The 24,285-nt window shown below is 72.4% G+C and carries 21 protein-coding genes; 6 read left to right on the top strand and 15 right to left on the bottom strand.

Going from position 1 to position 24,285, the window contains the following annotated elements; translation table 11 throughout:
• Nucleotides 1–61: 61 nt before the first annotated feature.
• The 8 genes from AB0L59_RS40845 to AB0L59_RS40810 are packed head-to-tail and all read right to left on the bottom strand — an operon-like array spanning nucleotide 62 to nucleotide 8,299.
• Complete coding sequence (locus tag AB0L59_RS40845) at nucleotides 62–1,342, bottom strand: methylaspartate mutase (protein WP_365592893.1); 1,281 nt, start codon at nucleotides 1,340–1,342, stop codon at nucleotides 62–64.
• Complete coding sequence (locus AB0L59_RS40840; RefSeq protein ID WP_365592891.1) at nucleotides 1,339–1,791, bottom strand: cobalamin-dependent protein; 453 nt, start codon at nucleotides 1,789–1,791, stop codon at nucleotides 1,339–1,341. The genes AB0L59_RS40845 and AB0L59_RS40840 overlap by 4 nt, the downstream gene beginning before the upstream one ends.
• Entirely contained in the window at nucleotides 1,791–3,029 is a 1,239-nt protein-coding gene (locus AB0L59_RS40835) for a type III PLP-dependent enzyme (RefSeq protein WP_365592889.1), read from the bottom strand. Before AB0L59_RS40835 ends, AB0L59_RS40840 begins: the two co-directional genes overlap by 1 nt.
• Nucleotides 3,026–4,552 (bottom strand): AMP-binding protein, encoded by a 1,527-nt coding sequence (locus AB0L59_RS40830; RefSeq protein WP_365592886.1) that lies wholly within the window; start codon nucleotides 4,550–4,552, stop codon nucleotides 3,026–3,028. The genes AB0L59_RS40835 and AB0L59_RS40830 overlap by 4 nt, the downstream gene beginning before the upstream one ends.
• Nucleotides 4,549–6,111 (bottom strand): amino acid adenylation domain-containing protein, encoded by a 1,563-nt coding sequence (locus AB0L59_RS40825; RefSeq protein ID WP_365592906.1) that lies wholly within the window; start codon nucleotides 6,109–6,111, stop codon nucleotides 4,549–4,551. The genes AB0L59_RS40830 and AB0L59_RS40825 overlap by 4 nt, the downstream gene beginning before the upstream one ends.
• Nucleotides 6,112–6,137: 26 nt before the next feature.
• Nucleotides 6,138–6,389 carry a phosphopantetheine-binding protein gene (locus AB0L59_RS40820; RefSeq protein ID WP_365592884.1) on the bottom strand — a complete coding sequence of 84 codons (252 nt, stop codon included), beginning with the start codon at nucleotides 6,387–6,389 and terminating at the stop codon, nucleotides 6,138–6,140.
• 25 nt (nucleotides 6,390–6,414) lie between these two features.
• On the bottom strand, nucleotides 6,415–7,347 hold the full coding sequence (locus tag AB0L59_RS40815) for an acyltransferase domain-containing protein (protein ID WP_365592882.1): 933 nt from the start codon (nucleotides 7,345–7,347) through the stop codon (nucleotides 6,415–6,417).
• A gap of 55 nt (nucleotides 7,348–7,402) precedes the next feature.
• A complete protein-coding gene (locus AB0L59_RS40810) occupies nucleotides 7,403–8,299 on the bottom strand; it encodes a proline iminopeptidase-family hydrolase (RefSeq protein ID WP_365592880.1) in 897 nt (298 codons plus the stop codon).
• A gap of 750 nt (nucleotides 8,300–9,049) precedes the next feature.
• On the opposite strand from AB0L59_RS40810, the gene AB0L59_RS40805 reads away from it, so the two are divergent.
• From AB0L59_RS40805 to AB0L59_RS40785, 5 genes are all read left to right on the top strand, one after another.
• A complete protein-coding gene (locus tag AB0L59_RS40805; RefSeq protein WP_365592904.1) occupies nucleotides 9,050–10,282 on the top strand; it encodes a cytochrome P450 in 1,233 nt (410 codons plus the stop codon).
• Nucleotides 10,283–10,326: 44 nt separating this feature from the next.
• Nucleotides 10,327–11,562, top strand: coding sequence for a cytochrome P450 (locus tag AB0L59_RS40800; RefSeq protein ID WP_365592878.1), 1,236 nt, complete (start codon nucleotides 10,327–10,329; stop codon nucleotides 11,560–11,562).
• Nucleotides 11,563–11,587: 25 nt separating this feature from the next.
• Nucleotides 11,588–11,779 (top strand): ferredoxin, encoded by a 192-nt coding sequence (locus AB0L59_RS40795; RefSeq protein ID WP_365592875.1) that lies wholly within the window; start codon nucleotides 11,588–11,590, stop codon nucleotides 11,777–11,779.
• Nucleotides 11,780–11,845: 66 nt separating this feature from the next.
• Nucleotides 11,846–12,604 (top strand): methylmalonyl-CoA mutase family protein, encoded by a 759-nt coding sequence (locus tag AB0L59_RS40790; RefSeq protein ID WP_365592901.1) that lies wholly within the window; start codon nucleotides 11,846–11,848, stop codon nucleotides 12,602–12,604.
• Nucleotides 12,605–12,617: 13 nt separating this feature from the next.
• Nucleotides 12,618–13,826 (top strand): FAD-dependent oxidoreductase, encoded by a 1,209-nt coding sequence (locus tag AB0L59_RS40785; RefSeq protein WP_365592872.1) that lies wholly within the window; start codon nucleotides 12,618–12,620, stop codon nucleotides 13,824–13,826.
• A 184-nt stretch (nucleotides 13,827–14,010) separates the two neighbouring features.
• Here the strand turns inward: AB0L59_RS40785 and AB0L59_RS40780 are convergent, their stop codons facing one another.
• The 6 genes from AB0L59_RS40780 to AB0L59_RS40755 form a co-directional block, all read right to left on the bottom strand.
• Entirely contained in the window at nucleotides 14,011–14,886 is an 876-nt protein-coding gene (locus AB0L59_RS40780; protein WP_365592869.1) for an SDR family oxidoreductase, read from the bottom strand.
• Nucleotides 14,883–15,638 carry an alpha/beta fold hydrolase gene (locus AB0L59_RS40775; RefSeq protein WP_365592868.1) on the bottom strand — a complete coding sequence of 252 codons (756 nt, stop codon included), beginning with the start codon at nucleotides 15,636–15,638 and terminating at the stop codon, nucleotides 14,883–14,885. The genes AB0L59_RS40780 and AB0L59_RS40775 overlap by 4 nt, the downstream gene beginning before the upstream one ends.
• A 119-nt stretch (nucleotides 15,639–15,757) precedes the next feature.
• On the bottom strand, nucleotides 15,758–16,402 hold the full coding sequence (locus AB0L59_RS40770; RefSeq protein WP_365592865.1) for a response regulator transcription factor: 645 nt from the start codon (nucleotides 16,400–16,402) through the stop codon (nucleotides 15,758–15,760).
• A complete protein-coding gene (locus AB0L59_RS40765) occupies nucleotides 16,366–17,664 on the bottom strand; it encodes a sensor domain-containing protein (RefSeq protein WP_365592862.1) in 1,299 nt (432 codons plus the stop codon). The genes AB0L59_RS40770 and AB0L59_RS40765 overlap by 37 nt, the downstream gene beginning before the upstream one ends.
• A gap of 86 nt (nucleotides 17,665–17,750) precedes the next feature.
• Entirely contained in the window at nucleotides 17,751–20,261 is a 2,511-nt protein-coding gene (locus tag AB0L59_RS40760; RefSeq protein ID WP_365592860.1) for an FtsX-like permease family protein, read from the bottom strand.
• Nucleotides 20,261–21,064, bottom strand: a complete 804-nt coding sequence (locus tag AB0L59_RS40755; RefSeq protein ID WP_365592858.1) for an ABC transporter ATP-binding protein — start codon at nucleotides 21,062–21,064, stop codon at nucleotides 20,261–20,263. Before AB0L59_RS40755 ends, AB0L59_RS40760 begins: the two co-directional genes overlap by 1 nt.
• Before the next feature lie 288 nt (nucleotides 21,065–21,352).
• On the opposite strand from AB0L59_RS40755, the gene AB0L59_RS40750 reads away from it, so the two are divergent.
• Nucleotides 21,353–21,607, top strand: coding sequence for a hypothetical protein (locus tag AB0L59_RS40750; protein ID WP_365592855.1), 255 nt, complete (start codon nucleotides 21,353–21,355; stop codon nucleotides 21,605–21,607).
• Nucleotides 21,608–21,672: 65 nt separating this feature from the next.
• Here AB0L59_RS40750 and AB0L59_RS40745 read toward each other — a convergent pair.
• Nucleotides 21,673–24,285, bottom strand: a 2,613-nt coding sequence (locus AB0L59_RS40745; protein ID WP_365592852.1) for an alpha/beta fold hydrolase, incomplete at its 5' end; no start/stop codon positions are given.

The raw sequence follows: 24,285 nt of genomic DNA, 5'->3' as shown, positions 1-24,285 counted from the left end.
TTTCCTCACCTTTTTCCACACGCTAGTGACGGCCCCCGAAAGGCCACACCCTTAAGCACCCCTAGGGGCGGGCACGTTCGAGGACCGTTGTGTCCTCGGGATCGTGCCGGTCGAACGAACGGCGCACATAGGACAGGGAATCGAGCAGATCCCCGGAGGTGATGGCCTGTGCCGGGTGTACGTCGGCGATGCCGTTCAGCGGCATCTTCCCGATGTCGGCCCAGCAGAGCCGGCCGTCCGCGTCGATGTAACTCCGGCTGAATCCGGCGTTGTCCGGATGCAGACAGTAGGGAACGTCGAGAAGCCCCTTGGCGAAGGCCGTCAGCAGCGCCGCGCCGAGGTCGTCGTCCAGCGCCAGCACCGCGCCGACCAGCGCCGAGGCCTCGGCGTACGTCTGCGTGCCGGGGCCGTCGAGCGGGGCGCGTGGCGTGCGGGCGGCGACCTGTGCCGCGTATTCGAGGGCGGCGACGTTCTCGGCGACGGACGGAATGCGGCGGGATTCCGCGACGGTTTTCACAATGAGCCGTTCGGAGCCGCTGGCGACGGCGAGTTCGGCCGCTTTCCCGAGCAGCCGGTAGGCGCCGTCCTCGGTTTCCGGGAAGAGCCCCATGTAGGCGTAGACGACGACGTGCCATTCGGCCCCCGGCAGGAACCGCGCGCACAGGCTGCGCAGTGCGGCCACCGCTTCGGCGTCCTGGCGCGGGTGGGTCTGCTGGGCGTAACTCACGGAAATGCTGCGGATGCCGTGCCGGTGGAAGAAGATCGCCTCCAGGACACTGACGGCGACGAGCAGACCGGGCGGGCAGAGCTGGCCGAGGACACAGCCGCCGAAGGTCTCCAGGTGCGGTTCGGCGCCCGACTCGCGCAGAGCGGCGAGCAGTTCGCAGGAGGCCGCCCAGTGGGCGACGGACTCGCGCAGCGGGACGCGGCCGTAGGGCAGGCAGTAGGAGACCGGCCCGCCCTCGGAGGCGTCCAGCCCGACGGCCGTCAGGGCACGGAAGATGTCCTGCGGCGCGGCCGAGCCGTGCCGGACCTGGACCGGGAAGTCGGGGCCGTGGATGCCGTCGAGCACCTTCAGGGTGGTGGCCTTCTCGTGGCTCACGATCGGGTAGCCGTTGAGGGCGACGCCCTCCAGCACGGCCAGCTTGGCCGACTCCAGGTCACCGACCCGGGTGTAGCTGTCCAGGGTGATCGTGCCGACGGTGGTCGCCGTGGCGTCGCGGGTGGCGAGCAGCCCGGCCCGCATCCGGTCCGGGCCGCTCATCCCCATCCGGGGCTGGACCACCAGCCGGCCTGCGGCGTGAGCCCGGCGCACGAACGCGCCGAACCCGGCGCCGGTCACACCAGGGCCCGCTGCGGCAGCGCGTCGAGCATCCGCCGGAAGGCGGCGACACCCTCGGCGCTGTCGTCGAACACCGCGTCGTACCCGGCGGTGCCGAGCGCGGCCACCTCCTCGCTGCCGCAGGGTCCGGCGATGCCGAGCTTGCCGCCGATGACGGCGGGCACACCCGTGAGTTCGGGGTGCTCGCGCAGCCGGGTGATGGTGCGCATGCCGTCGTGGTAGCCGTGACCGTTGACGCTGCTGACGACGATGAGGGCGGGCCGGTGGGCCAGGGCCTCGGTGATGAGCAGGTCCTCGGGGACGCAGGGGCCGAGGTTGACCACGCGGTGCCCGTGTTCCTCGAGGAGGAGCTGGAGGTAGACCAGGTTCCAGGTGTGGGAGTCGGAGATGCCACCGGCCACGAGGACGGGCTGGTCGCCAGGGGTGGGGGTGCTCGGGAAGGGGCTCATCACAGGGCCTGTCCGTGTTCGTAGGTGCGTATGTGCTGGATTCGGGAGACGGAGACGACGTCGTCACCGCGGACGACGATCTCGCCGGGGGCGGGCCTGCCGAGGAACATCAGGAGGCTGGCCGTGGGGCCGTACGCACCGGCGTTGGGCACGGTGAGCAGGTCGCCCGGTGCCGGCTCGGCCAGCGGGACGTTGCGGCCGAGCAGGTCCCCGGGCGTGCACAGCGGCCCGGCGAGGCTCGCGGGCGTGCCGTCGGCGCCCGCGGATTCGTACGGCTCGACGGACACGGGCATGATGCGGCCGAGGCCGGACATGCCGCCGAACGTGTTGATTCCGGCGTCGACGACGACATAGCGCTGGCCGCGGCTGTCCTTGACGTTGACGACCGAGGTGAGCAGAGTGCCGCTGTCGGCGACCAGGTAGCGGCCCGATTCGCAGCCGATCCGCGGGGCGCCCTCGCGCCAGCCGGGGAAGTGCTCGTCCAGCGCCTCGGCGAGCGCGTCGCGCAGGTCGCCGTAGACCGGCCGCTCACCCTGCACCGCGTAGGGTGCGGCGAACCCGCCGCCGACGTCGACGAAGCGGAACGGGACACCGAGCGCGTCCTGAAGGGCGGCGGCCGTGGCGATGGTGTGGCGGAACTCGACGATGAGGCTCGCCTCGTCCTTGGCGTTGCTCAGCGGGAAGAAGTGCAGTCCGGCGATGCTGGTGCCGGGCACCTCCCGCAGGTCGGCGGCGAGGCCGGGCAGGGTCTCGCTGTCGAAGCCGAACTGCGAGGGCACGCCGGTCATGCGGATGCTGGTGGCCGCCGCCCCGGTGGCGTTGTTGACCCGGATCAGGCACTCGGCGGTGAGGCCGAGCTTGAGCGCGACCTCGCCGACGCGCCGGAGGTCGCCGTAGGACTCGGTGGAGAATAGGCGGACTCCGCGGGTCATCGCCTCGGTCAGTTCCTCGGTGGTCTTGCCGGGTCCGGTGTAGAGGATCCGGTCGCCGGGGAAGCCGGCCTGCAGGGCGGCGTCGAGTTCGCCGACGGAGCTGATCTCGGCGCGGCAGCCGCGGGCGCCGCCGGAGCGCAGCTCGCGCAGCAGCTCGGGGTGCGGGTTGGCCTTGGCGGCGTAGAACACCTCGACCTCGTCGGGCAGCGCGGCGAACAGGTCGTCGCGGGCCGCCGCCACCCGGTCCAGGTCGTAGACGTAGGACGGGGTACCGAAGCGCTCGGCGAGCTCGGTGGGGGCGGTCACGGGGTGGTTCCTTCCAGGAGGCGGGCGAGCTGCTTGCGGTCGTGCTTGCCGTGCGGGGTCAGCGGCAGCTCGTCGACGACGCGGCTCACACCGGGCACCTTGGCGGGTTCCAGCCGCAGCGAGAGTTCCTTCAGCAGGGCGTGCGGGTCGATGTCGCCCTCGGCGAACACCGCGAGGTCGCGGCCGGGGGCGGGCGGCAGGACGGCGGCGGCGCGCACGCCGGGGACGTCGGTGGCGGCGGCCTCGATCTCGGTGGTGCTCATGCGCACGCCCTTGTGCTTGAACATGTCGTCGCGGCGGCCCTCGTAGTACAGGAAGCCGTCCTCGTCGACGTGGCCGAAGTCGCCGGTGTGCAGCCTGAGTCCGCCGCCGGGGGCGGGGCGGAAGGCGCGTGCGGTCTGTTCGGGTGCACGCCAGTAGCCGGGCATGACGTGCGGTCCCTCGACGACGATCTCGCCGGTCTGCCAGGGCGGCAGCGGATTGCCGTCGTCGTCGACGGCGAAGGCGCGGGTGCCGGGCAGCGGGCGGCCGACCGAGTCGGGCTTGGCGTCCTGGTACGCGGGCGGCAGCACGGACACGCGCTTGCACTCGGTCTGGCCGAACTGGATGATCACCTCCGCGCCGGGGAACGCCGTGCGCAGCCCGTCGGCCGTGGACTTGGCCAGCGCGGCACCGGTGTTGGTGAACAGCCGCACCCGGGACTCGCGGCTCGGTTCGCGCTCGGCGAGGGCGCAGATCATGGTGGCCAGCGAGGGCACGATCGGGACGACGGTGGCGCCGGTCTCCCGGATGCGGCGCAGCAGCACCAGGTCGGACTCGCCGTCGGCGAGCACGAGTTCGCTGCGGCCGGCGGCGGTGAGCAGCACCTTGTACAGGCCGTAGTCCCAGGAGATGGGGAAGCGGCAGAACACCACGTCGTCGGGGCGGTAGCCGAGTTCCAGGTTGATGGCCTCGGTGGCGAAGACCATCCGGCCGTGCGGGCAGATCACGGCCTTCGGGGCGGCGGTCGAGCCGGAGGTGTAGACGAGGACGGCGATGTCCTCGGAGCCCACGGCGGCACCTCCGGAACGGGCCTCGCGCCCTCGTAGGGCGGTGATCTCCCGCCACACCTCGCCCAGGCCGCGGACCGCGACGCCCTCTGCGACGGCGGCGATCCGGTCCACGGCGGGGTCGGCGACGACGACCAGCGAGGGCTCGGCGTTTTCGACGACCGCCCGCAGGTGGTAGTCCTTCATGCCGGTGTTCACCGGGACCAGTACGGCGCCGCGGCGCGCGGTGCCGTACATCAGCGCGACGAGTTCCCGGGTGCTGGGCAGCTGGACGAGCACCCGGTGGCCGTGCCCGATGCCGCGCTCCTCCAACCAGGCGTCGACGGCGTGGCTGTGGGCGAGGAGTTCGCGGTACGTCCAGCGGCCCGCGCCGTCGGTGACCGCCGGGGCGTCGGGGCGCTCGGCGGTGGCCTCGTCGAGGAGGTCGTGCACCCGGGCGCCGGTTCGCGCCCGCACTGTCGGTTGACCGTTCACTGCGACTCCTGCCGCCTTTCGTGTGTGCGTCCCGCCCCGGCGGACTGCCGCATGGCCGTGGCCCGGGAGGCGAGCTTCCTGCGGTCGGTCTTGCGGTTGGAGTTGAGCGGGAGCGCGTCCAGGTGGTGGTAGGCGCGGGGGACGATCGCGGCCGGCAGCAGCTCCCGCAGGTGGCGGGCGAGCCCGGCGGGCGGCACGGGCTCGCCGGTGTGGAAGACCGCCAGTTCCACCGTGCCGTCCACGGCCACCGCCACGGTCACGGCGTCCTCGACGCCCGGGCAGGTGCGGGCGGCGGCGTCCACCTCGGCCAGTTCCACCCGCACCCCGTGCACCTGGACCTGCGCGTCCTGCCTGCCCAGGTAGAGCCAGCCGCCGTCGGCGGCTCGCCGGACCCGGTCACCGGTGCGGTAGAACCGGCGGCCGTCCTGGTCCAGGAACCGTCCGGAGTCGTCGGCCGGGTCCAGATATCCGGGGGTCAACTGCGGCCCGGCGATGCACAGTTCGCCCTCGTCGTCGGCCGTGGGCGTACCCTCGGCGTCCAGGAGCAGGGTCGCGTGTCCCGGGTGTACGGCGCCGATGGGCACCATGTCGTTGAGGTACCGCCCCGGCGTCCAGCGCTGGGCGGTGATGGTGATGGTGAGTTCCGTCGGACCGTACAGGTTCTCCAGCGTCGCGCCCGGCGCGGCGGCTTCCCAGTCCTCGGCGTCCTTGCAGCTGAGCGCCTCCCCCGCGAAGAAGCTCCACCGAAGCGACGGCAGCGCGCCCGGCTCGAGCCCGCCGGTGCGGCGCACCAGGGTGATCGCGCTGGGCGTGGAGAACCACACGGTCATGCCCTGCTCGGCCACGAACTCCGGCAGGTGCGCGTACGCCCGTGGCGGGACCGGTACGACCGCGGCGCCGGCGCCCCAGGCGCAGAACAGGTCGAACATCGCGCAGTCGAAGTTGAGGTCGAAGGTCTGCGAGAAGACGTCGTGCGGACCGAAGTCGTAGCGCTCGTCGAGCAGGTGGAAGTAGTGCGCGGTGTTCGCGTGGGTGACCGGCACGCCCTTGGGCCGGCCGGTGGAGCCGGAGGTGAACAGCACGTAGGCGATGTCGGAGGGCCGGGCCGGCAGGGGCGCCTTCAGGGCGCTGTCCGCGTCGACGGCGAGCGACGGCATGGGCTGCCCGCCGGGCGCGAACAGCGTCGGCAGGGTGGGGCCGGAGGCGTGCAGCGCGGTCAGGGCGGGCAGGGCGTCGTCGTCGGCGAGCAGCGCCCCGACCCCGGCGGCCTCGATCATCTGCCGGGTGCGGGACGCCGGGAAGGCCGGCTGCAGCGGTACGACCGTGACGCCGCTGTACAGGCCGGCGAGCAGGGCGGTGTACGCCGTGGGTCCCTTGCCGGCCAGCACGCCGACGGCGGGCGGCTCGTCGGGGAGCCCGGCCAGCAGGGAGCCGGCCAGGACCAGAGCGCGTTCGTGCAGTTCGCGGTAGGTGGTGTCGACGCCGTCGGCGCGCAGCGCGGGCCGGTCCGGGGCGAGGGCCAGGCCGCGCGCGAACCGGCCGGACAGCGTGCCGTCCATGGTGGGATCCACGAAGGGCCGTCCTGTCAGCTCGCGGCGCTGGGCAGCATGCTCTGCATGGTGTCCCACAGCACGCCGGGGGTGCGGAAGGTGTCCATGGTCAGCGCGCTGTCACGGAAGCGGAGCTGGTAGGCCTCCTCCAGCGTGCCCAGCAGCTGGACGGTGCCGAGCGAGTCCAGGCCGAGGTCCTTCAGCTCGGCATCCGGGGTCAGCTCCTCCTGCGGCGGAAGGAAGGGCAGGAAGGGGCGGAGTATCTGTTCGAACTGGTCGTCCCACATGGGGGCCTCCAACGAGTCGGTCGGGTCAGGTGGCGCGCGAGCGCCGGGGGGTCATCGCCAGCCGCGGCTGTGCGGCGACGACGTCGAAGTGGCGGGTCGTGCAGGGGACCCGGCCGAAGAGGCTGTCCGGGCCGGCCACGCACATGCGGCGGGCGCCGGCGTCCTTGAGGGCCGTGGTGACGCTCGGCCAGTTCATCGGGTGGTCGAAGCCGTCGAGCAGCATGGTGCGCAGTTCCTCGCCGGTGTGCAGCAGCCTGCCGTCCTGGTCGGCGACGACGGGCAGCTTGGGGTCGGCGAAGGAGTAGCGGGACACCACCTCGCGCGCGGCCTTCTCGCGCAGCGACCGGAACGCCGAGGCGTGCATGGGCGGCCGCATGGTGTACAGCGGCAGGCTCCCGACGGCGCGCAGCCGCTCCTCCATCCACGGCACGCGGCGTTCGGACAGGGAGATCATGTAGAAACCGTCGTCGATGTGGCAGGAGATCTCGTGCCACTCCCCCGCCTCGTCCAGCTCGGCGAGGATCGTGTCGAGGCCGTCGCGCGGGGCGCGGACGAAGGACAGGGTGACGATGTCCCGGTGCTCCTCGGCGAAGTACTCCTCCAGACAGCGGGCGATCTCGGCGGTGAGGCGGATCGCGTCGGACAGCCGGAGGGCGCCCGTGTAGGCCAAGGCCGCCTTCTCGCCGAAGCTGGGTCCGGCGACGATGTCGGGCTCCACGCCGAGGTGGTCCCGGGCCCAGTGGGCGCAGGCCAGACAGTTGACGAAGAAGGCGACCTGGGCGGCCTCGGTGTAGTCGCCGGCGGAGGTCCGGAAGGCGTCGACGAGCGAGTAGCCGAGGGCCTCGTCGGCGACGGCCACCAGGTCCCGGGCGTGGGGGTTGGCCACCATGAACCTGCCCACCTCGGCGAACGGGACGGGTCCCATGCCGGGGAAGACGAGAGCGGTGTCGTGTGCCATGGCGGGATCCCCGCCCCCTTTCACGGGTTCGTGAGCGTCACGGGCTTCTGGGCCGTCACAGGCCTTTGAGGAAGTCGGTCATCACCGCGAGGAACCGCTCCGGTTCCTCCAGGTGCGGTAGGTGGCTCGACTCCTCGAAGATCTCCCACCGGGCCCCGGGGATGTGGTCCTGGTACGGCTGGACGACCTTCGGGGTGGCCTCGTCGTGGCGGCCGCTGATCAGCAGGGTCGGGGTGCTGATCCGGTGCAGTTCGTCGACGATCGACCAGTCCTTGAGGGAGCCGATGACATGGAACTCATTGGGTCCGTTCATGGCGTAGTAGACGGTCGGGTCGTTGTAGATCTCCATGAAGGACGAAAGGAAGTCGCGGGGCCAGGGCGTCACCCGGCACACATGTCGGTCGTAGAAGACCCGCATCGCGGCCTGGTACGCCTCGCTGTCGTAGGTGCCGTCCGCCTCGTGCCGCCGCAGGGTCTCCTCCACCCCAGGTGGCAGTTCGGCGCGCAGTCGCGCCATCTCCTGCAGCCAGATCGGGTACGAGGCCGGGGCGTTGGCGACGACCAGTCCGCGCAGTCCGGGCGGGGCGGTCATGGCGTGCCGGGCACACAGTGGGCCGCCCCAGGACTGGCCGAACAGCACGTAGTCGTCGGCGATTCCCAACTGCTGGATGAGGTTGGTCAGTTCCTGTTCGAACAGCTCGACGGTCCAGAACTCGGCGCCCTTGTCAGGCAGATGGGTCGAGCCGCCGTTGCCCAGCTGGTCGTAGTGGACGACGGGCCAGCCGTCCTCGGCGAGGCGGGCCAGCGGCAGCAGGTAGTCGTGGGTGCTGCCGGGTCCGCCGTGCACCGCGACGACCGCCGGCCGTCCCGCGCCGAGTTCACCGGTCACCCGGTACCAGGTCCGGTACTCCCCGAAGGGGACTGTGCCCTTCGCGCTGGGATCCGGAGACACGCTGATCACCTCTGCTCGGCTGCGGGACGCGGCGGCGGCCGGGGCAGTGCCGCCGGCCGGGACCGGGAGAGCCGGGGCGATGGGCGAACCGTGCCTTGCGCCGTCCGTGCCTCTGCCGTGGTCCGCAGCCGACGCTAACCGCCGCCACCCCGCCACCAGACCCCTAGCCGCCCCTAGGCGGTGCCAGGGGTGCCGAACAGGGGTGCCCGCACGACGACCACGTCCCGGCGCGGACCGGCCTCTTCGATCCGGGTGTGGCGCTCTTCACGGAAGAACTGCGGCCGTCCAGCGGGGGGCTGGGACGAGTGCGCCCCGAGCCGGCTCGTGGCCCTCCTCTCACCGCCGCGCAACACACGTCCGGGTGCGCTCGGCAACTGACGCGCCCGCACCGCGGACCGCCGGGCCCGGACGAGCCAGTGGGCCGGCGGCCCCCAACGGCAGCGCGCTCGGGAACGATGTGCTCGCGCCCGGCCGGACGGGCAGGAGCCCACTCGGTGTCGGAGCCCCTCGCGTCGGCCGGCCGGTCGGGGCGTACGCCGGTCGGCCGACCCCGCCCCCCGTGGCACCGCGAGTCCCGCCCTCCGGGCGGACGACGGGAGTTCGACGACAGGCCCTAGGGGCGCCTAGGGGTTGGGGCCCCGGACCGTGGCTGCCTAGCGTGCGGGAGACGGCCGACAGCGCCGCACCGGCGCCGAGCCCGGACCCGCTCCGATGCCGGCACTTCCGTTCACCCCGTGCGAAGAGGACATGATGACTGCACCTGCCGAACCGGCCGACGAGGCCGCGCTGCCGGAGTTCCCGATGCGGCGGGCCTGTCCCTTCAGCCCGCCGGCCGCCTACGCCGAGCTGCGCGAGACCGAGCCGGTCTCCCGGGCGCGGTTGAAGGTCGACGGCAAGCGGACCTGGCTGATCACCCGGCACGACCTGTACAAGAAGCTGCTGGGCGACGCGCGGGTCAGCGCGAACCTGAAGCTGCCCGGGTACCCGCTGCAGGTTCCGGTGCCGGAGGAGACGCTCCAGTCGGTGCCGCTGACCTTCCTGTCCATGGACCCGCCCGACCACACGGTCCAACGCCGCATGCTCGCACCGGAGTTCAGCGTCCGCCGGATGCGTGAGCTGCGCATGCGGGTGCAGCAGATCGTGGACCAGCAGATCGACCAGATGCTCGCCAAGGGCACGGGTGCCCCGGTCGACCTGGTCACCGCGCTCGCGCTGCCGGTGCCGTCCTTCGTCATCTGCGAACTGCTCGGCGTCCCGTACGAGGACCACGGCCGGTTCGAGGAGTGGGCGTGGGCCATCATGAACCACGACATCAGCGACGAGGACCGGGGCCGTGCGCACTACGAGCTCGACGCGTACGTGGACGGCCTGGTCACCGCCAAGGAGAGCGAGCCGGGCGACGACATGATCAGCCGGCTCATCGAGTTCAACCGGTCGGCGCCGGCGGTGGAGCACTCCGACATCGTCAGCATGTCCAAACTGATGCTGGTCACGGGGCACGAGACCACCGCCAACATGATCGCGTTGGGTGTGCTGGCCCTGCTGGAGCACCCCGACCAGCTCGCCGCCGTCCGCGAGGAGCCGGAGCTCATGCCGAAGGCGGTGGAGGAGCTGCTGCGCTTCTTCTCCATCTCCGACGCTGGCACCGCGCGGGTCGCCATGGAGGACATCGAGCTGGGCGGAGTCACCATCCGGGCCGGCGAGGGCATCCTCCCCCTGAACAACGCGGCCAACCACGACGAGCGGGTCTTCCCCGACCCCGACCGCCTCGACGTCCGGCGCGAGGCCCGCAGCCACCTCGCGTTCGGCTACGGCGTCCACCAGTGCATCGGCCAGAACCTGGCGCGCATGGAGCTGGACGTCGTCTACACGACCCTGTTCCGGCGCATTCCGACGTTGCGTCTGGCCACGCCGGTCGACGAGCTCCGGTTCAAGGACGACGCCATGGTCTACGGCCTGTACGAGCTGCCCGTCACCTGGTGACAGACCTCCGCACACCCACCCCACCCCGTCACCGAAAGGCAGCCATGACCCAGTCCGCCGACGCCGCGCCCGAAACGGGGTCGCCGCTCCCGCAGTTCCCGATGCGGCGCACCTGCCCGTTCAGCGAGCCGCGCGAGTACGCCGAGCTGCGCGCCGACGCCCCGGTCTCGCGCGCCGCTCTGAAGGTGAACGGCAAGCCGACCTGGCTGGTCACCCGGCACGAACACGTCCGGCAGGTGCTGGGCGACGGCCGGGTGAGCTCCAACCTGAAACTGCCGGGCTACCCCCACCAGTTCCACATCCCCGAGGAGATGCTGGCACAGGTCCGGCTGATGCTGCTGAACATGGACCCGCCGGAGCACACCGCACAGCGGCGCATGCTCATACCGGAGTTCACCGCACGCCGGGTGAAGGAGCTGCGCCCGCGCATCCAGGAGATCGTCGACGAGCGCGTCGACGCGATGCTGGCCGCGGGCGGCCCCGTGGACCTGGTCACCGCGGTCGCGCTGCCGGTGCCATCGCTGGTGATCTGCGAGTTGCTCGGGGTGCCGTACGAGGACCACGCCCAGTTCGAGGAGTGGTCGGCGGCGATGATGAACCACGATCTGAGCCCGGCCGAGTACGGGGCGGCGGTGCAGGCCCTGGACATGTACCTCGACAAGCTCGTCACCCTCAAGGAGAGCGAGCCGGGCGACGACCTGATCAGCCGCTTCCTGGAGAAGAACCGCACCGAGCAGGTCGCCGACCACGTCGACGTGGTGACCATGGCGCGACTGATGCTGGTGGGTGGCCATGAGACGACCGCCAACATGATCGCCCTCGGTGTGCTGGCCCTGCTGCGGCACCCGGACCAGATGGCCGAACTGCGGGCCGATCCCGCTCTCCTCCCCAACGCCATCGAGGAGTTGCTCCGCGTCTTCTCCATCTCCGATTCCGGCACGGCGCGGGTCGCGCTCGAGGACATCGAGGTCGGCGATGTCACCATCCGGGCCGGCGAGGGCATCCTCGCCCTGAACAACGCCGCCGACCACGACGCGTCCGTCTTCCCCGACCCGGACACCCTCGACATCCACCGCAAGGAGGCCCGCAGCCACCTGGCCTTCGGCTACGGCATCCACCAGTGCATCGGCGCCAACCTCGCCCGGGTGGAGCTGGAGACCGTCTACGGCACGCTGCTGCGCCGCATCCCCGGCCTGCGGCTCGCGGTCGAACCGGACGCCCTGCGGTTCAAGGACGACGCCATGGTCTACGGCGTCTACGCACTCCCCGTCACCTGGTGACGGCCGACCCGATCGGAGACCTCTCATGCGTGTCACCACCGACCGCGACCGGTGCGTGGGTTCCGGCCAGTGCGCCATGCTCAGCCCGGAGGTGTTCGACCAGGACGACGACGGCCTGGTGATCGTCCTCCGCGACGAGCCCGGCGAGGAGCTGCGCGAAGGCGTCCTCCAGGCGGCCGACCTGTGCCCGTCGCGCTCCCTCCGCGTCGACGGCTGAAGAGCGGTGCCGGACAGGCGGCGCTCCCCCGCGCCGTACGCCGTCCGCTGTGCCGGGCCCCGGCCCCTGAGCCGGCACGACACCGGGTCCGGCACGGCACACGACACCGGGTCCGGCACGGCGAAGGAGGCCAACGCCCGCTTGCGCCGGCTGATCGCCCGGGGTGCCGTCGCCCTGTCTCTCGCCTTCGATCTGCCCACCCGGCTGGGCCACGACTCGGACGCGCCGCCCGCGCGCGGTGAGGTCGGCAGGACCGGCGTGGCCGTCGACTCCCTCGACGACATGCGGGTCCTGTTGGCCGGCATCCCGCTCGACCGGGTGTCCGTGTCGATGACGGCCGACGCCGCGGCCGCGCCCCTGCTGCTGCTGTGCCGGCTGGTGGCCGAGGAGCGCGGCATCCCGGCCGACAGGCTCACCGGGACGATCCGGAACGACATGCCCGGCAGCCGCGTCACAGGAGACACGGACAGGTTCCCGCCCGGCCCGTCGCTACGGCTGACCAGCGACGTGTCCACCTACTGCAGGGTCGAGCCGGGCAGTTGGAACACGAGTGCCCCCGCCGGCCGTCCCATGGCCGGGGCGGGCGTCTGCCGGGGCTCCCGGCAGCGGCAGATCGAGGCCGGGCAGATCGAGCGCCTCGCCAAACTCCGCGCCTGGCGTGACCAGGAGCGGGTGGACCGTCGCATCGCCGCCGTGCGGAGCGCAGCGGCAGGACAGGACAACGTGCTGTATCCCATGAAAGAGGCTCTCGCGGCCGGCGCGACGATCGGAGAGATCTGCGCGGCCCTGCGGGACACATGGGGCACCTACCCGGAGGAACCCTGATGGAGACCGAGTCGTGAACCGGGTCGTCGTCGTCGGAGCGTCGGCAGGCGGCCTGACCACCGTCGAGGCGCTTCGCCGGGCCGGATACGAGGGCGCGATCACACTCGTCGGCGACGAGGCCGAGCCACCCTACGACCGCCCACCGTTGTCCAAGCACCTGCTGAGCGGGGCCTGGGAACCGCACCGGCTCGCCCTGCGCTCGCGGTCCGAACTCACAGCGCTGGCGGTGGAGTTGCGCCTCGGCGTTGCGGCGACCGCGCTCGATCCGGTCGCCCGATCGGTCCTGCTGGCCGACGGCGCCGAGATCGAGTACGACAACCTGGTCGTCGCCACCGGCGTCCGGCCCCGGCGCCTGCCCGGCACCGGCGGTGTCACCGGGGTGCACACGCTGCGGACGCTCCAGGACGCGCTGACCCTGCGGGCCCGCCTGCTCCCCGGCCGCCGCCTGGTGGTCGTCGGCGCCGGGTTCCTCGGCACGGAGGTCGCCGCCGTGGCCCGCGGTCTGGGCGTCGGGGTGACGCTGGTGGAGTCGGCTCCGGTGCCGCTGGCCGCGGCCGTCGGGGAGCAGGCCGGACGGTTCCTGACGGGGCTCCACCGGGACCACGGGGTCGGCGTGCGCACGGGAGCCGAGGTCACCGGGGTCCTGAGCACCGGCGGCAGCGTGACCGGCGTCCGGCTGGCCGACGCCGCCGGGACGACCGTCGTACCGGCCGACGACGTGCTCGTGGCCATCGGCTGCGTCCCCAACTCCGAATGGCTCGCCGGCAGCGGCCTCACCGTCGCGGACGGGCTGGTGTGCGACGAGTATTGTGTCGCCGCGCCCGGTGTGTACGGGGTCGGTGACGTGGCCCGCTGGTACAACCCGCTGTTCGGCACGGCGATGCGGATCGAGCACCGCACCAACGCCGCCGAGCAGGGCATGGCCGTCGCCCGCGATCTCGTACGCGGCGGTGAGCGGCGGCCGTTCGCACCGGTGCCGTACTTCTGGTCCGACCAGTACGACACCAAGGTCCAGGCCCACGGGTACCTGCGCGGCCACGACGAAGCGCTCGTCCTCGACAGCGACGCCACCGTCCGGCGCCTGCTCGTCGCATACCGCACCGGCGACCGGATCACCGGCGTGCTCGCCGCGGGAGTACCACCCCGGACCGTGCGCGCATGGCGCTCCCTGGTCGCCACCCGCACGTCGTGGGAGGCCGCCCTGGCAGGGCAATACACCTAGACCTGGCGGGTCCGGCCGTGTACTGGGACGGCCGGATCCGCAGGGTGGGACGGGGATGCGGGCTGTGCCCCGCTCCGCTCGCGTGGGGCGGCAGATTCGGTGACGTCGCCGGCCCTGATCGTGAAGGCCGGGCGCCGGCCCCGCCCGTCGCAGGACGGACGGATCGTCGGGGTCGGACCGCCGCTCAGCCGCCCGTGGCGGGCGGAGCGGGGCGGGGGCCCGCGAGGGACTGGGCCTGGTCGAGGAAGCGTGGCAGCCACTGCTCGTAGGTGACGCCCGCCAGGAACCGCAGTGCCGCTTCCGCGTCCTTGCCGACCGGTGTGTGCAACGGGGTACCCGGGTCGTCTGCGGCTGCGACGATCGCCTCGGCCGCCTCGGCGCAGTCGGCGGCGCCCTCCGCCACACGCGCGAGGAATCCGGTCAGCCAGGCGTGGTCGGCGGTGTACGGGCCCGTCCCGGACGGACGGCCGGCCGGGGCCGCCGCGGACGCGCGCCGGACGGCGGAGGCGTAGCTGCCCGGTTCCAGGCACACCACGCGGATGCCGAAGGGCCGGACCTCCGCGTGGAGGGCCTCGCTGAGCGAGCCCAGGGCGGCCTTGCTCGCCGCGTACACGCCGCCGTGCGGAACGGCGAACGTACGGCCCGCGAGGGAGGAGACGTTGACGATGACGCCGCCGCCCCGGGCGCGCATCCCCGGCAGCACGGCGCGGGACATGCGCAGCGGTCCCCAGAAGTTGGTCTCCATCAGCAGGCGCGCCTGGTCGAGCGGCATGGTCTCGACGGGGCCGGTCCGGTCGATGCCGGCGTTGTTGACGAGGACGTCGACCGGTCCGTGCCGGTCCTGCACGGCGGTGACGGCAGCGGTGACCGAGGCTTCGTCGGTGACGTCCAGCTCGGGGACGTCGAGGGTGAGGTCCTCGGCGCGGGCTCGGCGGAGCAGTTCCTGCGCGGTGGCGGGGGTGCGCACACAGGCGTGCACCCGGTCGCCGCGCCGCGCGAAGGCCAGCGCCGTCTCCAGGCCGATGCCGCTGCTGCAACCGGTGACGAGAACGGCCGTCATGACCGCGCCGCCTGTTGTACCAGCAGGTCCATTACGCTCTTCTGATGGTAGGTCAGGTAGAAGTGCCCGCCCCGGAACACGTGGAAGTCGAACGACGCGTCGGTGTGGCGTGCCCAGGCGCGTGCCTCGTCCACCGTGACCTTGGGGTCGTCGTCGCCGACCAGGCCGACGACGGGGCAGTTCAGGTTCGGGCCGGCCTCGTGGACGTAGGTCTCGGCGGCACGGTAGTCGGCACGGATCGCGGGCAGGGCCATGCGGATCAGTTCGACGTCGTCGAGGATCGCCGAGTCGGTTCCGCTCAACTGCCGCATCTCCTCGATGAGTCCGTCGTCGTCACGCAGGTGGACGGCTTCGTCACGCGGGCAGGAGGGGGCCCTGCGGGCCGAGGCGAACAGCGCGTGCAGGACGACGCCGTGGTCGCGTTCCAGCCGGCGGGCGACCTCGAAGCCGAGGGTCGCGCCCATGCTGTGGCCGAAGAAGAGCAGCGGGCGATCCGTCCAGGGCAGCAGGACGGGAGTGACACGGTCGGCCAGTTCCTGGATGCTCGTGGCGCACGGCTCGTGACGCCGGTCCTGTCGCCCCGGGTACTGCACGGCGAGCACGTCCACCGAATCCGGCATGCCCGCCGACACCGGGCGGTAGAAGGACGCCGAGCCCCCCGCGTGCGGCAGGCACACCAACCTGGCCGCCGCGTCCGGACGGGGGTGGTAGCGGCGTATCCAGAGGCGGTCCTGCTCGGCGAGCGTGGTCATGGGGCGGGCGTTTCCTTCCTGGCGGTGACCGCGGCGCACTTCGCGCAGCAGGCCCCGGCAGTCTCACACGCGGGCTGCCCGCCGGCCCACCCCTATCGGCCCCAACGACGGTGTACGGCTCAGGCGTTGAGGTAGGCGAGCACCGCGAGCACGCGGCGGTTGCTGTCGCTCGACGGGGGCAGCACCAGTTTGGTGAAGATGTTGGAGATGTGCTTGGCGGCCGCGCCCTCGGTGATGGTGAGGCGCTGGGCGATCGCCGTGTTCGAGCAGCCCTCGGCCATCAGCTCCAGCACCTCGCGTTCCCGCCCGGTGAGCGCTGCCAGCGGCTCGTCACGGGAGTGACTGGTCATCAACTGGGCGACCACGGCCGGGTCCATGGCCGTACCGCCGGCCGCGACCCGTCGTACGGCGTCGATGAACTGCTCGTCGTCCAGCACGCTGTCCTTGAGCAGATAGCCGATGCCGCCGGTGCCGTCGGCCAGCAGTTCCCGGGCGTACATCTGCTCGACGTGCTGGGACAGGACGAGGATCGGCAGGCCGGGCTGCTCACGGCGGGCGCGCAGGGCGGCCTGCAGGCCCTCGGTGGTGAAGGTGGGCGGCAGCCGTACGTCGACGATGGCGACGTCGGGGCGGTGCTCGGCGATCGCGGCGGCGAGGTCCGTGCCGTTGTCGACGGCCGCGACCACCTCGAACCCGTACGCCTCCAGCAGTTGGATGATCCCCTGCCTCAGGAGGAAGAGGTCTTCGGCGAGGACAACACGCACGGTAGCTCCAGCTTCATCACGGTCGGACCGCCCGGGGGGCTGTTGATCTCCAGGATCCCGTCAAAGGATGCCAGCCGCCGTCGGATGCCCTCCAGACCACTCCCGGCCGAAGCCTCGGCGCCGCCCCGGCCGTCGTCGGCGACGCGGGCGTGCAGGGTGCCGTCCGCGCACCAGGCGAGCACCTCCATGCGCTGGGCGTCGGCGTGTTTGAGGGCGTTGGTGAGCAGCTCCGATACAGCGAAGTAGACGGCGGACTCGACCGGGTCGGGCAGTGTGTCGGGCAGGTCCGCCACCACCGTGACGTGCAAGGGGCTGGCCAGGCCCAGGGCGCGCAGCGCGTCGGCGAGGCCCCGTTCGGCGAGGACCGGCGGGTGGATGCCGCGGACCAGGTCGCGCAGTTCGCTCAGGGCCTGCACCGATGAGCTGCGCGCCTCGCGCAGCATCCGCCGGGCCTCCTCGGGGTCCTGGGCCATCTTCCGGTCGACGGCGCCGAGTTGGAGGCCCAGGCTGACCAGCCGGGCCTGTGCCCCGTCGTGCAGATCGCGTTCGATGCGGCGCAGTTCGGCGGCTTGGATGTCGAGGGCGCCGGAGCGGGTCTCCGACAGGTGCTGGACGCGGGAGGCCAGTTGGGACTGCCGGGTCGGGCCCAGCAGGAGCCGGACGAAGTAGGCGTATCCCTTGAGGACCAGCGGGCCGAGGAACACCCAGCCGGTGAGCACCACGAGCGCCAGCAGCCCCGCGGTCAGCGCGGCCCCCCAGCTGTCGACGGTGACGAAGGCGTACCAGCGGCCCTTTCCGCCGTCCGCGATGGGCTGCCACAGGCCGCAGGCCAGGAACAGCCCCTCCCCCGCGTAATAGAGCAGGCCGGCCGGGACGAAACCGATCAGGCCGACCACGCAGTTGAGCAGCAGCCACAGCAGGTCCCGCCAGGTCGCGGGGTCGGTGAGGATCCACTTGCAGCGGCGCATCCAGCCGACGATGTCCTTCTCGATCTCCTCCGGCTCGGGCCGGTAGGGCCGCTCCACCGGGACGCCGGAGTGGGCGGCCGCGCGCCGGTTGAGGTCGGCCAGCCAGCGCACGGCCCGGGTGCAGTAGGGCAGCGCGAGAAAGCCGATGCCGATCACGGCGATGCCGATGAAGTAGGTGGTGGTGACGAAGAGGACGATCGACAGCAGGGCTCCGGCGGCGATCGCCACGCCGACCAGGGTGTCCAGGGTGGCGCGGCCGAGTCGAGCGCGCCACATGACCGGCACAGTCTTCATGCCCTCATGTTCCCATCCCTCGGTGCCGGTCATGGAGGGGCCGCCCCCGCCCGGGGATGGCGGGGACGGCCCGGTCAGGGGGTGGCTCACGCGGCCTTCACCGTGTCCACGGCGGGGGTGCGCATACCGCGCCAGGAGGGCAGCAGGGTGGCGCCGAACACGAGCAGCAGGGACCCGCCGACGATGGCGAGGTAGATGCCGATGGATCCGGAGGGCAGGTAGGAGCCGCTCTTGACGAGGCTGTAGGGGACGATGGTCGTCGCCGAGGCGATGGTGCCGAGGACGGTGGCGATGACGCCGATCAGCACGCCCTCGACGGTCAGCATGGCGAGCACCTGGCGGCGGGTGGCCCCCGTGAGCCGCTGGAGCCCGAACTCCGCGCGTCGTTTCCGGGTGACCGACACCAGGGTGTTGACGACGGTGATGGCGGCGTAGCCCACGATCATGGCGACGATGGTGTAGTTGGCGGACACCAGGATCTGCTGGATCTGGTTGTTCCGGCCGGCCAGCGAGGAGCTGACGTCCAGTTCGGTGCCGGGCACCCGGGCGGCCAGTGCGGCGAGCCGGTCGTGGGCCCCGGTGCCGCTGCCGGGCGCGGTGCGGACCAGGATCTGGTGCGGCAGGCCGTCACCGGTGTGCGGGGCGAGGGTGGCCGCGGGCAGCGTGAGGTACTCCTGTTTGGGGTTGTCGGTGTAGAGGGCCACGACGGTGGGGCGTACGGCGGTGCCGTCGCCGAGGTGCATCGGCAGCCGGTCGCCGACCTTCACGCCGTACTCACGGGCCTTCTTGTCGGACAGGGCCACCGTGTTGCCGCGCAGGTCGCCGAGCGAGCCGGCGACGACGGGCAGGTCCAGGCTCTGGCGCACGCCCTCGGCGGAGACCCCGCGCAGGTCGGCGTCGGCCGGGCCGTCCGGTCGGTCCACGAAGCCGCGGGTGATGACGAGTTCGGAGGCCGCGGCCACGCCGGGCGTGGTGCGCACCCGGTCGACGACGCCGGGGGCGAACCCGCCCGTCGTGGAGTCCAGTACGTAGTCGGCGAGGATGTTCCGGTCGTAGGAGGTCCGCGAGACGTGGTCCTCGGTGGACTGCATGTACAGGGTGCCGGTGGCGATGCCGATGAGCAGGACGATCGGCGCGACGGCGCCCGCCATGCGGACGCCGGCTGTGGCGGCGTTGCGCAGCGCGAGCTGCCCGGACAGGCCGGAGAAGGCGCGCACCGGCAGCCGCAGCAGTGCCACCATGACCTTGGTGATGCCGGGGGCGAGCAGGGCGAGGCCGACGCAGAACAGCACGGAGGCGGGCCCGGCGGTGCTGGCGAGGGTGGGGCCGTCGTCCATCACGGTGGCGGTGGCGATCGCCAGGCCGATGCCGTTGGCGAGGAAGAACAGCGCGAGCAGCAACCGGGGCACGCTGAACCAGCGGGTGCCGGCGGTGGCTTCGGCCAGTGCGGCGACCGGTTCGGTGCGGGCGGCCTTGCGTCCGGCGAAGCGGGTGGCGCCGGCCGCTGCCAGGACGGTGACGATCGCTCCGACGGCCATCGGGATCCAGCCGGCGTGGTAGACGATCTCCGAGGACACCACGCCGCTGGAGGTCAGTACCCCGAACAGCATCCGCCCGATGGCCCATCCGGGCAGCAGGGCGAGGAGCACGGATCCCACCGACAGCACGGCGGTCTCGCTGAGGATCATCCGGCGCAACTGCTGCGGAGTGGATCCGACCGCCCGCAGCAGGGCCATCTCGCGCGCCCGTTGCTGGAGGGAGAGGCCGAGCGTGGAGGCGACGCCGAACATGACGATCAGCACGACCGACGAGCCGAAGACCGCCGCGAGGATGACGACGGTGCGCTTGCTGGGGAGGGTGCCGGGCAGCTCGGCGAGCCCACGCTGTTCGCCGGTGAGCACCTCGGCGCGGTCACCCACCGCCGAGCGCACCGCGTCCGCGACGGCGCCGACGCTGCTGCCGGGCGCGGGCAGGACGCCGATGGAGTCGATGCGGCCGCCGGCCAGGGTGCGCGCCTCGTCGTCCGTAAAAAAGACGGCGGCGTGCGGGTTGTGGTCGCCGCGCTGCTCGGCGACGCCGCTCACCCGGAACTGCCGGGTGGTGCCCTGGACGACGATGTCGACCGTGGACCCGGGACGGGCGCCGGCGCGGCGCGCCAGCCCCGAGTCGAGGACGACCTCGCCGCCGGCGGCGGGGGATCCACCGGCGGCGAGGGTATAGGGGGTCAGCCGGGCGCTCGCCCAGCCGTGGCCGAAGGAGTCGGACTTGCCGGTCAACGGCTTGCCGTCCTTGAGGACGGTGGCCGGCACCGACACGTCTCCGACGGCCGTGCGCACACCGTCGGCCTTGGCCACCGTGCCGACCAGACCGGGGTCGATGCGGTGCCGTTCGGTCAGGGCGGTGGAGTCGTAGGTCTGGTCACCGGTGACGACGACCGGGGCGCCGCCGAGGCGCTGCGGGTCGGCCGCCATCCGGACGCCGGTCTCCATCAGGCCGCCGCAGCCGATGACGATGGCGGCGCCGAGGAACATGGCGAGGAAGGTCGCGACGAAGCTCGTCCTGCGGAACTTCAGGGTGCGCAGTGCCAGGCGCCACATCAGTAACGCCCCCCGGGGGAGAGCGGCGACGTCTGCCGCTGCGTGTCGTCCTCCCAGGCGCCGAGCCTGGTCATCCGGGCGGCCACGGCGTCGGCGGTCGGCCGGTGCAGTTCGCCGGCCAGGCGGCCGTCGGCGAGGAAGACCACACGGTCGGCGTAGGAGGCGGCGACCGGGTCGTGGGTGACCATGACCAGCGTCTGGCGGGCGGTGTCGACGGACTCGCGCAGCAGGGCGAGCACGGACGCCGCGGTACGGGTGTCGAGGGCACCGGTGGGTTCGTCGGCGAAGACCACGGCGGGCCGGGTCACCAGTGCCCGGGCGATGGCGACGCGCTGCTGCTGACCGCCGGACAGCTGCGACGGCAGGTGGCCGAGCCGCTCGGCCAGGCCCACGCGCTGGACGACATTGCGGATCAGGCCCTTGTCGGGGCGCTGTCCGGCCAGTTGCAGCGGCAGCGTGATGTTCTGCATGACCGTCAGCGCGGGCAGCAGGTTGAAGGACTGGAAGATGAAGCCGATCCGGTCCCGGCGCAGCTTGGTCAGCTGGGTGTCGTCCAGGCCGGCGAGGTCGGTGCCACCGACGGTGACCTTGCCGGAGGTGGGCTGGACCAGTCCCGCGGCGCAGTGCAGGAAGGTGCTCTTGCCCGATCCGGACGGGCCCATCACGGCGGTGAAGGTGCCGTCGGCGAAGCTCATGGTGAGCCCGCGGAGCGCGGCCACCTGGCTGTCTCCCCGGCCATAGGTCTTCGACACGGCGTCCAGCCGTACCGCCTCCGCCCGGCGGAGGTCCTGTGAAGTGTGCACTGCGGGCTCCCCTACGAGATATCGCGCTTCTCACGCGGTGTCTGTGGACCAGATTAGGAACGCTGCGGCCGCCGCACATTGGCATTCTCCGGCCGGTTCGAGGTAGAGGTTTCTCTACCTCGGTACGCCAGGTATCGGCGGGCGTTCGTCAGCTTTGTGCAGCGGTGTCACCACCCTGTCCGAATACGTGACTGCTCTTTGAAAGAGCCGGTTGCCACCCGTGTCCCGGCGCGCGTCTGCGGGTACCTTCGATTCCGTCCCAAGAATCCACGAACGATGGGAAGTGCCATGGCCACGAGGCCTGACCAGGAGCTGACCGCGCAGGTCCGGCCCGACGGTTATCTGGAGCTGTTCTGCCTGCGTACGGGGAGGCGACACCGTTGCGGCCCACGTGGCACGACGATGTGGCTGGCGCTCCAGCGCAGCCACTGGCAGCCGGAATTGGCGGCGGACGAAATCGCGCTGCAATTAGGTGTCGATCCGGACAGTATCCGTTGCGATATCCACGCGTGGTTGGCGCATTTCCGCGAGGCCGGCGAGTGAGGAAATGCGGGGCGAGGGAAGCCTTTCGGCCGCCCTCGCCCGATCGCCTTCGGCCCCGCCCGGGTTCAGCGAGTCCCTGTGGCGCCCGTGGCCTCCAGCCACGCCTCGACCGCCCCGGCCGTGGCCTCCGCGCAATCCTCGAGGATCGTGAAGTGGGTGCCGGGCACGTCGACCGGTTCGTGCTCGGCGGGCCACATGGCCCGCCAGTCGTCGGTGGCCGTGCCGGTCGCGAAGGACTCCTCGGGCCGCACGAACAGCACCGGCGCCGTCAGGGCGCCCGGCAGGCAGTGCTGGATCAGGTCGCTGTAGCGGCTCATGGCGGCGAGGCGGGCGGTCCCGAAGCCGCCCAGGGCGGATTCGCGGTCCAGCATGCCGTCGAACATCTGCCGCCACAGGTCGTCCTTGCCGTCGTCGCCGGGCAGATAGGTGTCCAGCAGCACCACGCCCGAGGCCGGCTGTCCCGCCTTCTCCATGATCTCGGCCGCCGCGTGGGCGAACTGGCCGCCGGAGGAGTAGCCGACGAGGACGTACGGCCGCCCGTCCGGGCAGGCCCGGCGGATGCCCTCGACGACCACCTCCACCACGGCCTCCACGGAACGCGGCAGGGCCTCACCTGGGCCGAAGCCGGGCATCGCCGGCACCAGCACGTCACGTCGGCCCTGGAAGTGCCGGGCGAAGCGGGCGTACTGGTGGGCGCCGCCGAGCGCCATCGGGGAGGGCAGGCAGACGAGCCGCGGGGTGGCGTCACCGGTGGCCAGCCGTACCGGGTCGGTGATGTCCCCGAGTTCGGCCAGGGAGGCGAAGCCGGGAAGGATCCCGGCCACGGTGCGCAGCAGTTCGATGGCCTGCGGCATCCGTCCGTCGGCCGCGGCACGCCGCACCAGCCCGCTGACCGATTCGAGATCTCCGGCGCCCTGGGCCGGGGCCGGCCCGCCGCCCGCCAGGTGTCCGCGCAGGGCTACGGCGAGAGCGGCCGGGGTGCGGTGGTCGAAGACGGCACCGGCCGGCACGTCGGTGCCCAGGGCACCGGCGAGGGCGCCGCGGAGTTCGGCGGCGGAGACGGAGTCCATGCCGATCTCCAGGAACACGGCGTCGGGCTCGATGGCCTCCGGCCCCGGGTGCCCGAGGATGCTCGCGGTCTGCGCCCGGACCACGTCGGTCAGCAGCACCTCCTGCTCGGCCGGCGTGACACCGGCCAGCCGCTGACGCAACGGCTCGGCGTCGGTGGGTCCGTGGGCGGGCGCGGCCTCGGCGAGCGGTCCGGCCGTGAAGGCCACGTCCGCGTTCAGCCAGTACCGTTCGTGCCGGAAGGCGTAGGAGGGCAGTTCGGCGCGGGCCGTGCCGGGGAAGAGCGCCGCCCAGTCGGGGGCGAGACCGTCGGTGTACAGGCGGGCCAGGCCGGACATCAGGGCCGCCGGCTCGCCGCCGTGGCGCCTGCCGAGGGCGACGAAGACGGCACCGTCGGCATCCGGGCACTCGCGGGCGAGCCCGGTCAGGACCGCGTCGGGGCCGAGTTCGACGAACCGCCCGGCGCCCGCTGCGGTGAGGGAGGAGACGGCGTCGGCGAAACGTACCGTCTCCCGCACGTGCCGCACCCAGTAGCCGGGGTCGCGCAGTTGCTCGGGGTCGGCGGGGCGTCCGGTGAGGGTGGACACCAGCGGGACGCGTGGCGCGCGGAAGGTCAACTTGTCGGCCACGGCCCGGAACGCGTCGAGCATGCCGTCCATCAGGGGCGAGTGGAAGGCGTGCGAGACGGCGAGCCGCTTGGTCTTCGCGAAGCCCTCCGCCGCGGCGAGCACCGCTTCCTCCTCCCCCGAAAGGACCACGGAGGACGGCCCGTTGACGGCGGCGAGCCCGACCCGGCCGTCCAGCAGCGGCCGCACCTCGTCCTCGCCGGCCTGGACGGCGACCATCGCGCCGCCCTCCGGCAGCGCCTGCATGAGACGGCCGCGGGCGGCGACCAGGGTGCAGGCGTCGTCCAGGTCGAGGACGCCCGCCACGTGCGCGGCGGCCAGCTCCCCGACGGAGTGCCCGGCCAGGATGTCGGGCCGCACGCCGAAGGACTCCAGCAGGCGGAACAGGGCCACTTCGAAGGCGAACAGTGCCGTCTGCGCGTACTGGGTGCGATGGACGGCGTCGGCGTCGTCACCCGCCAGCAGCCCGGCCAGGTCCAGGCCGACACGGGCGTCGATCGCGTCGAAGGCGTCGGCGAACTCCCGGTAGCGAGCACGTAGTTCGAGGCCCATACCGAGGCGTTGGGCGCCCTGGCCGGTGAACAGGAACGCCGTACGGGTCCCCGTCCGGGCCCTTCCGGTGGCGGCCGTGGCGGCGGCTGTACCGATGGCGAGGGCGTGCAGTGCGGCCAGGAGCTGCTCCCGGTCGGTGCCGGTGACGGCCGCGCGGTGGTCGAACGCGGTGCGCCGGGTGCCGAGGGCCCGGGCCACGGCCGTCGGGGGCAGCTCGGGCCGGTCCGCGAGGAAGGCGTGCAGACGCTCGGCCTGTGCGGGAAGGGCCTGTGCGGAACGGGCGGACAGGGCCCATACGACGGCCGGGGCGTCCGGCTCGGTGTCCGCCGGGGGCCGGTCCTCTGCCGGTGCCTCTTCGATGATCGTGTGCACGTTGGTGCCGCTGATACCGAAGGACGACACACCGGCCCGGCGCGGACGGTCCGACACCGG

The sequence above is a fragment of the Streptomyces sp. NPDC052109 genome (genome assembly GCF_040680195.1).
Lineage (GTDB): Bacteria > Actinomycetota > Actinomycetes > Streptomycetales > Streptomycetaceae > Streptomyces.
This window is presented reverse-complemented; position numbering and strand designations above follow the sequence as displayed.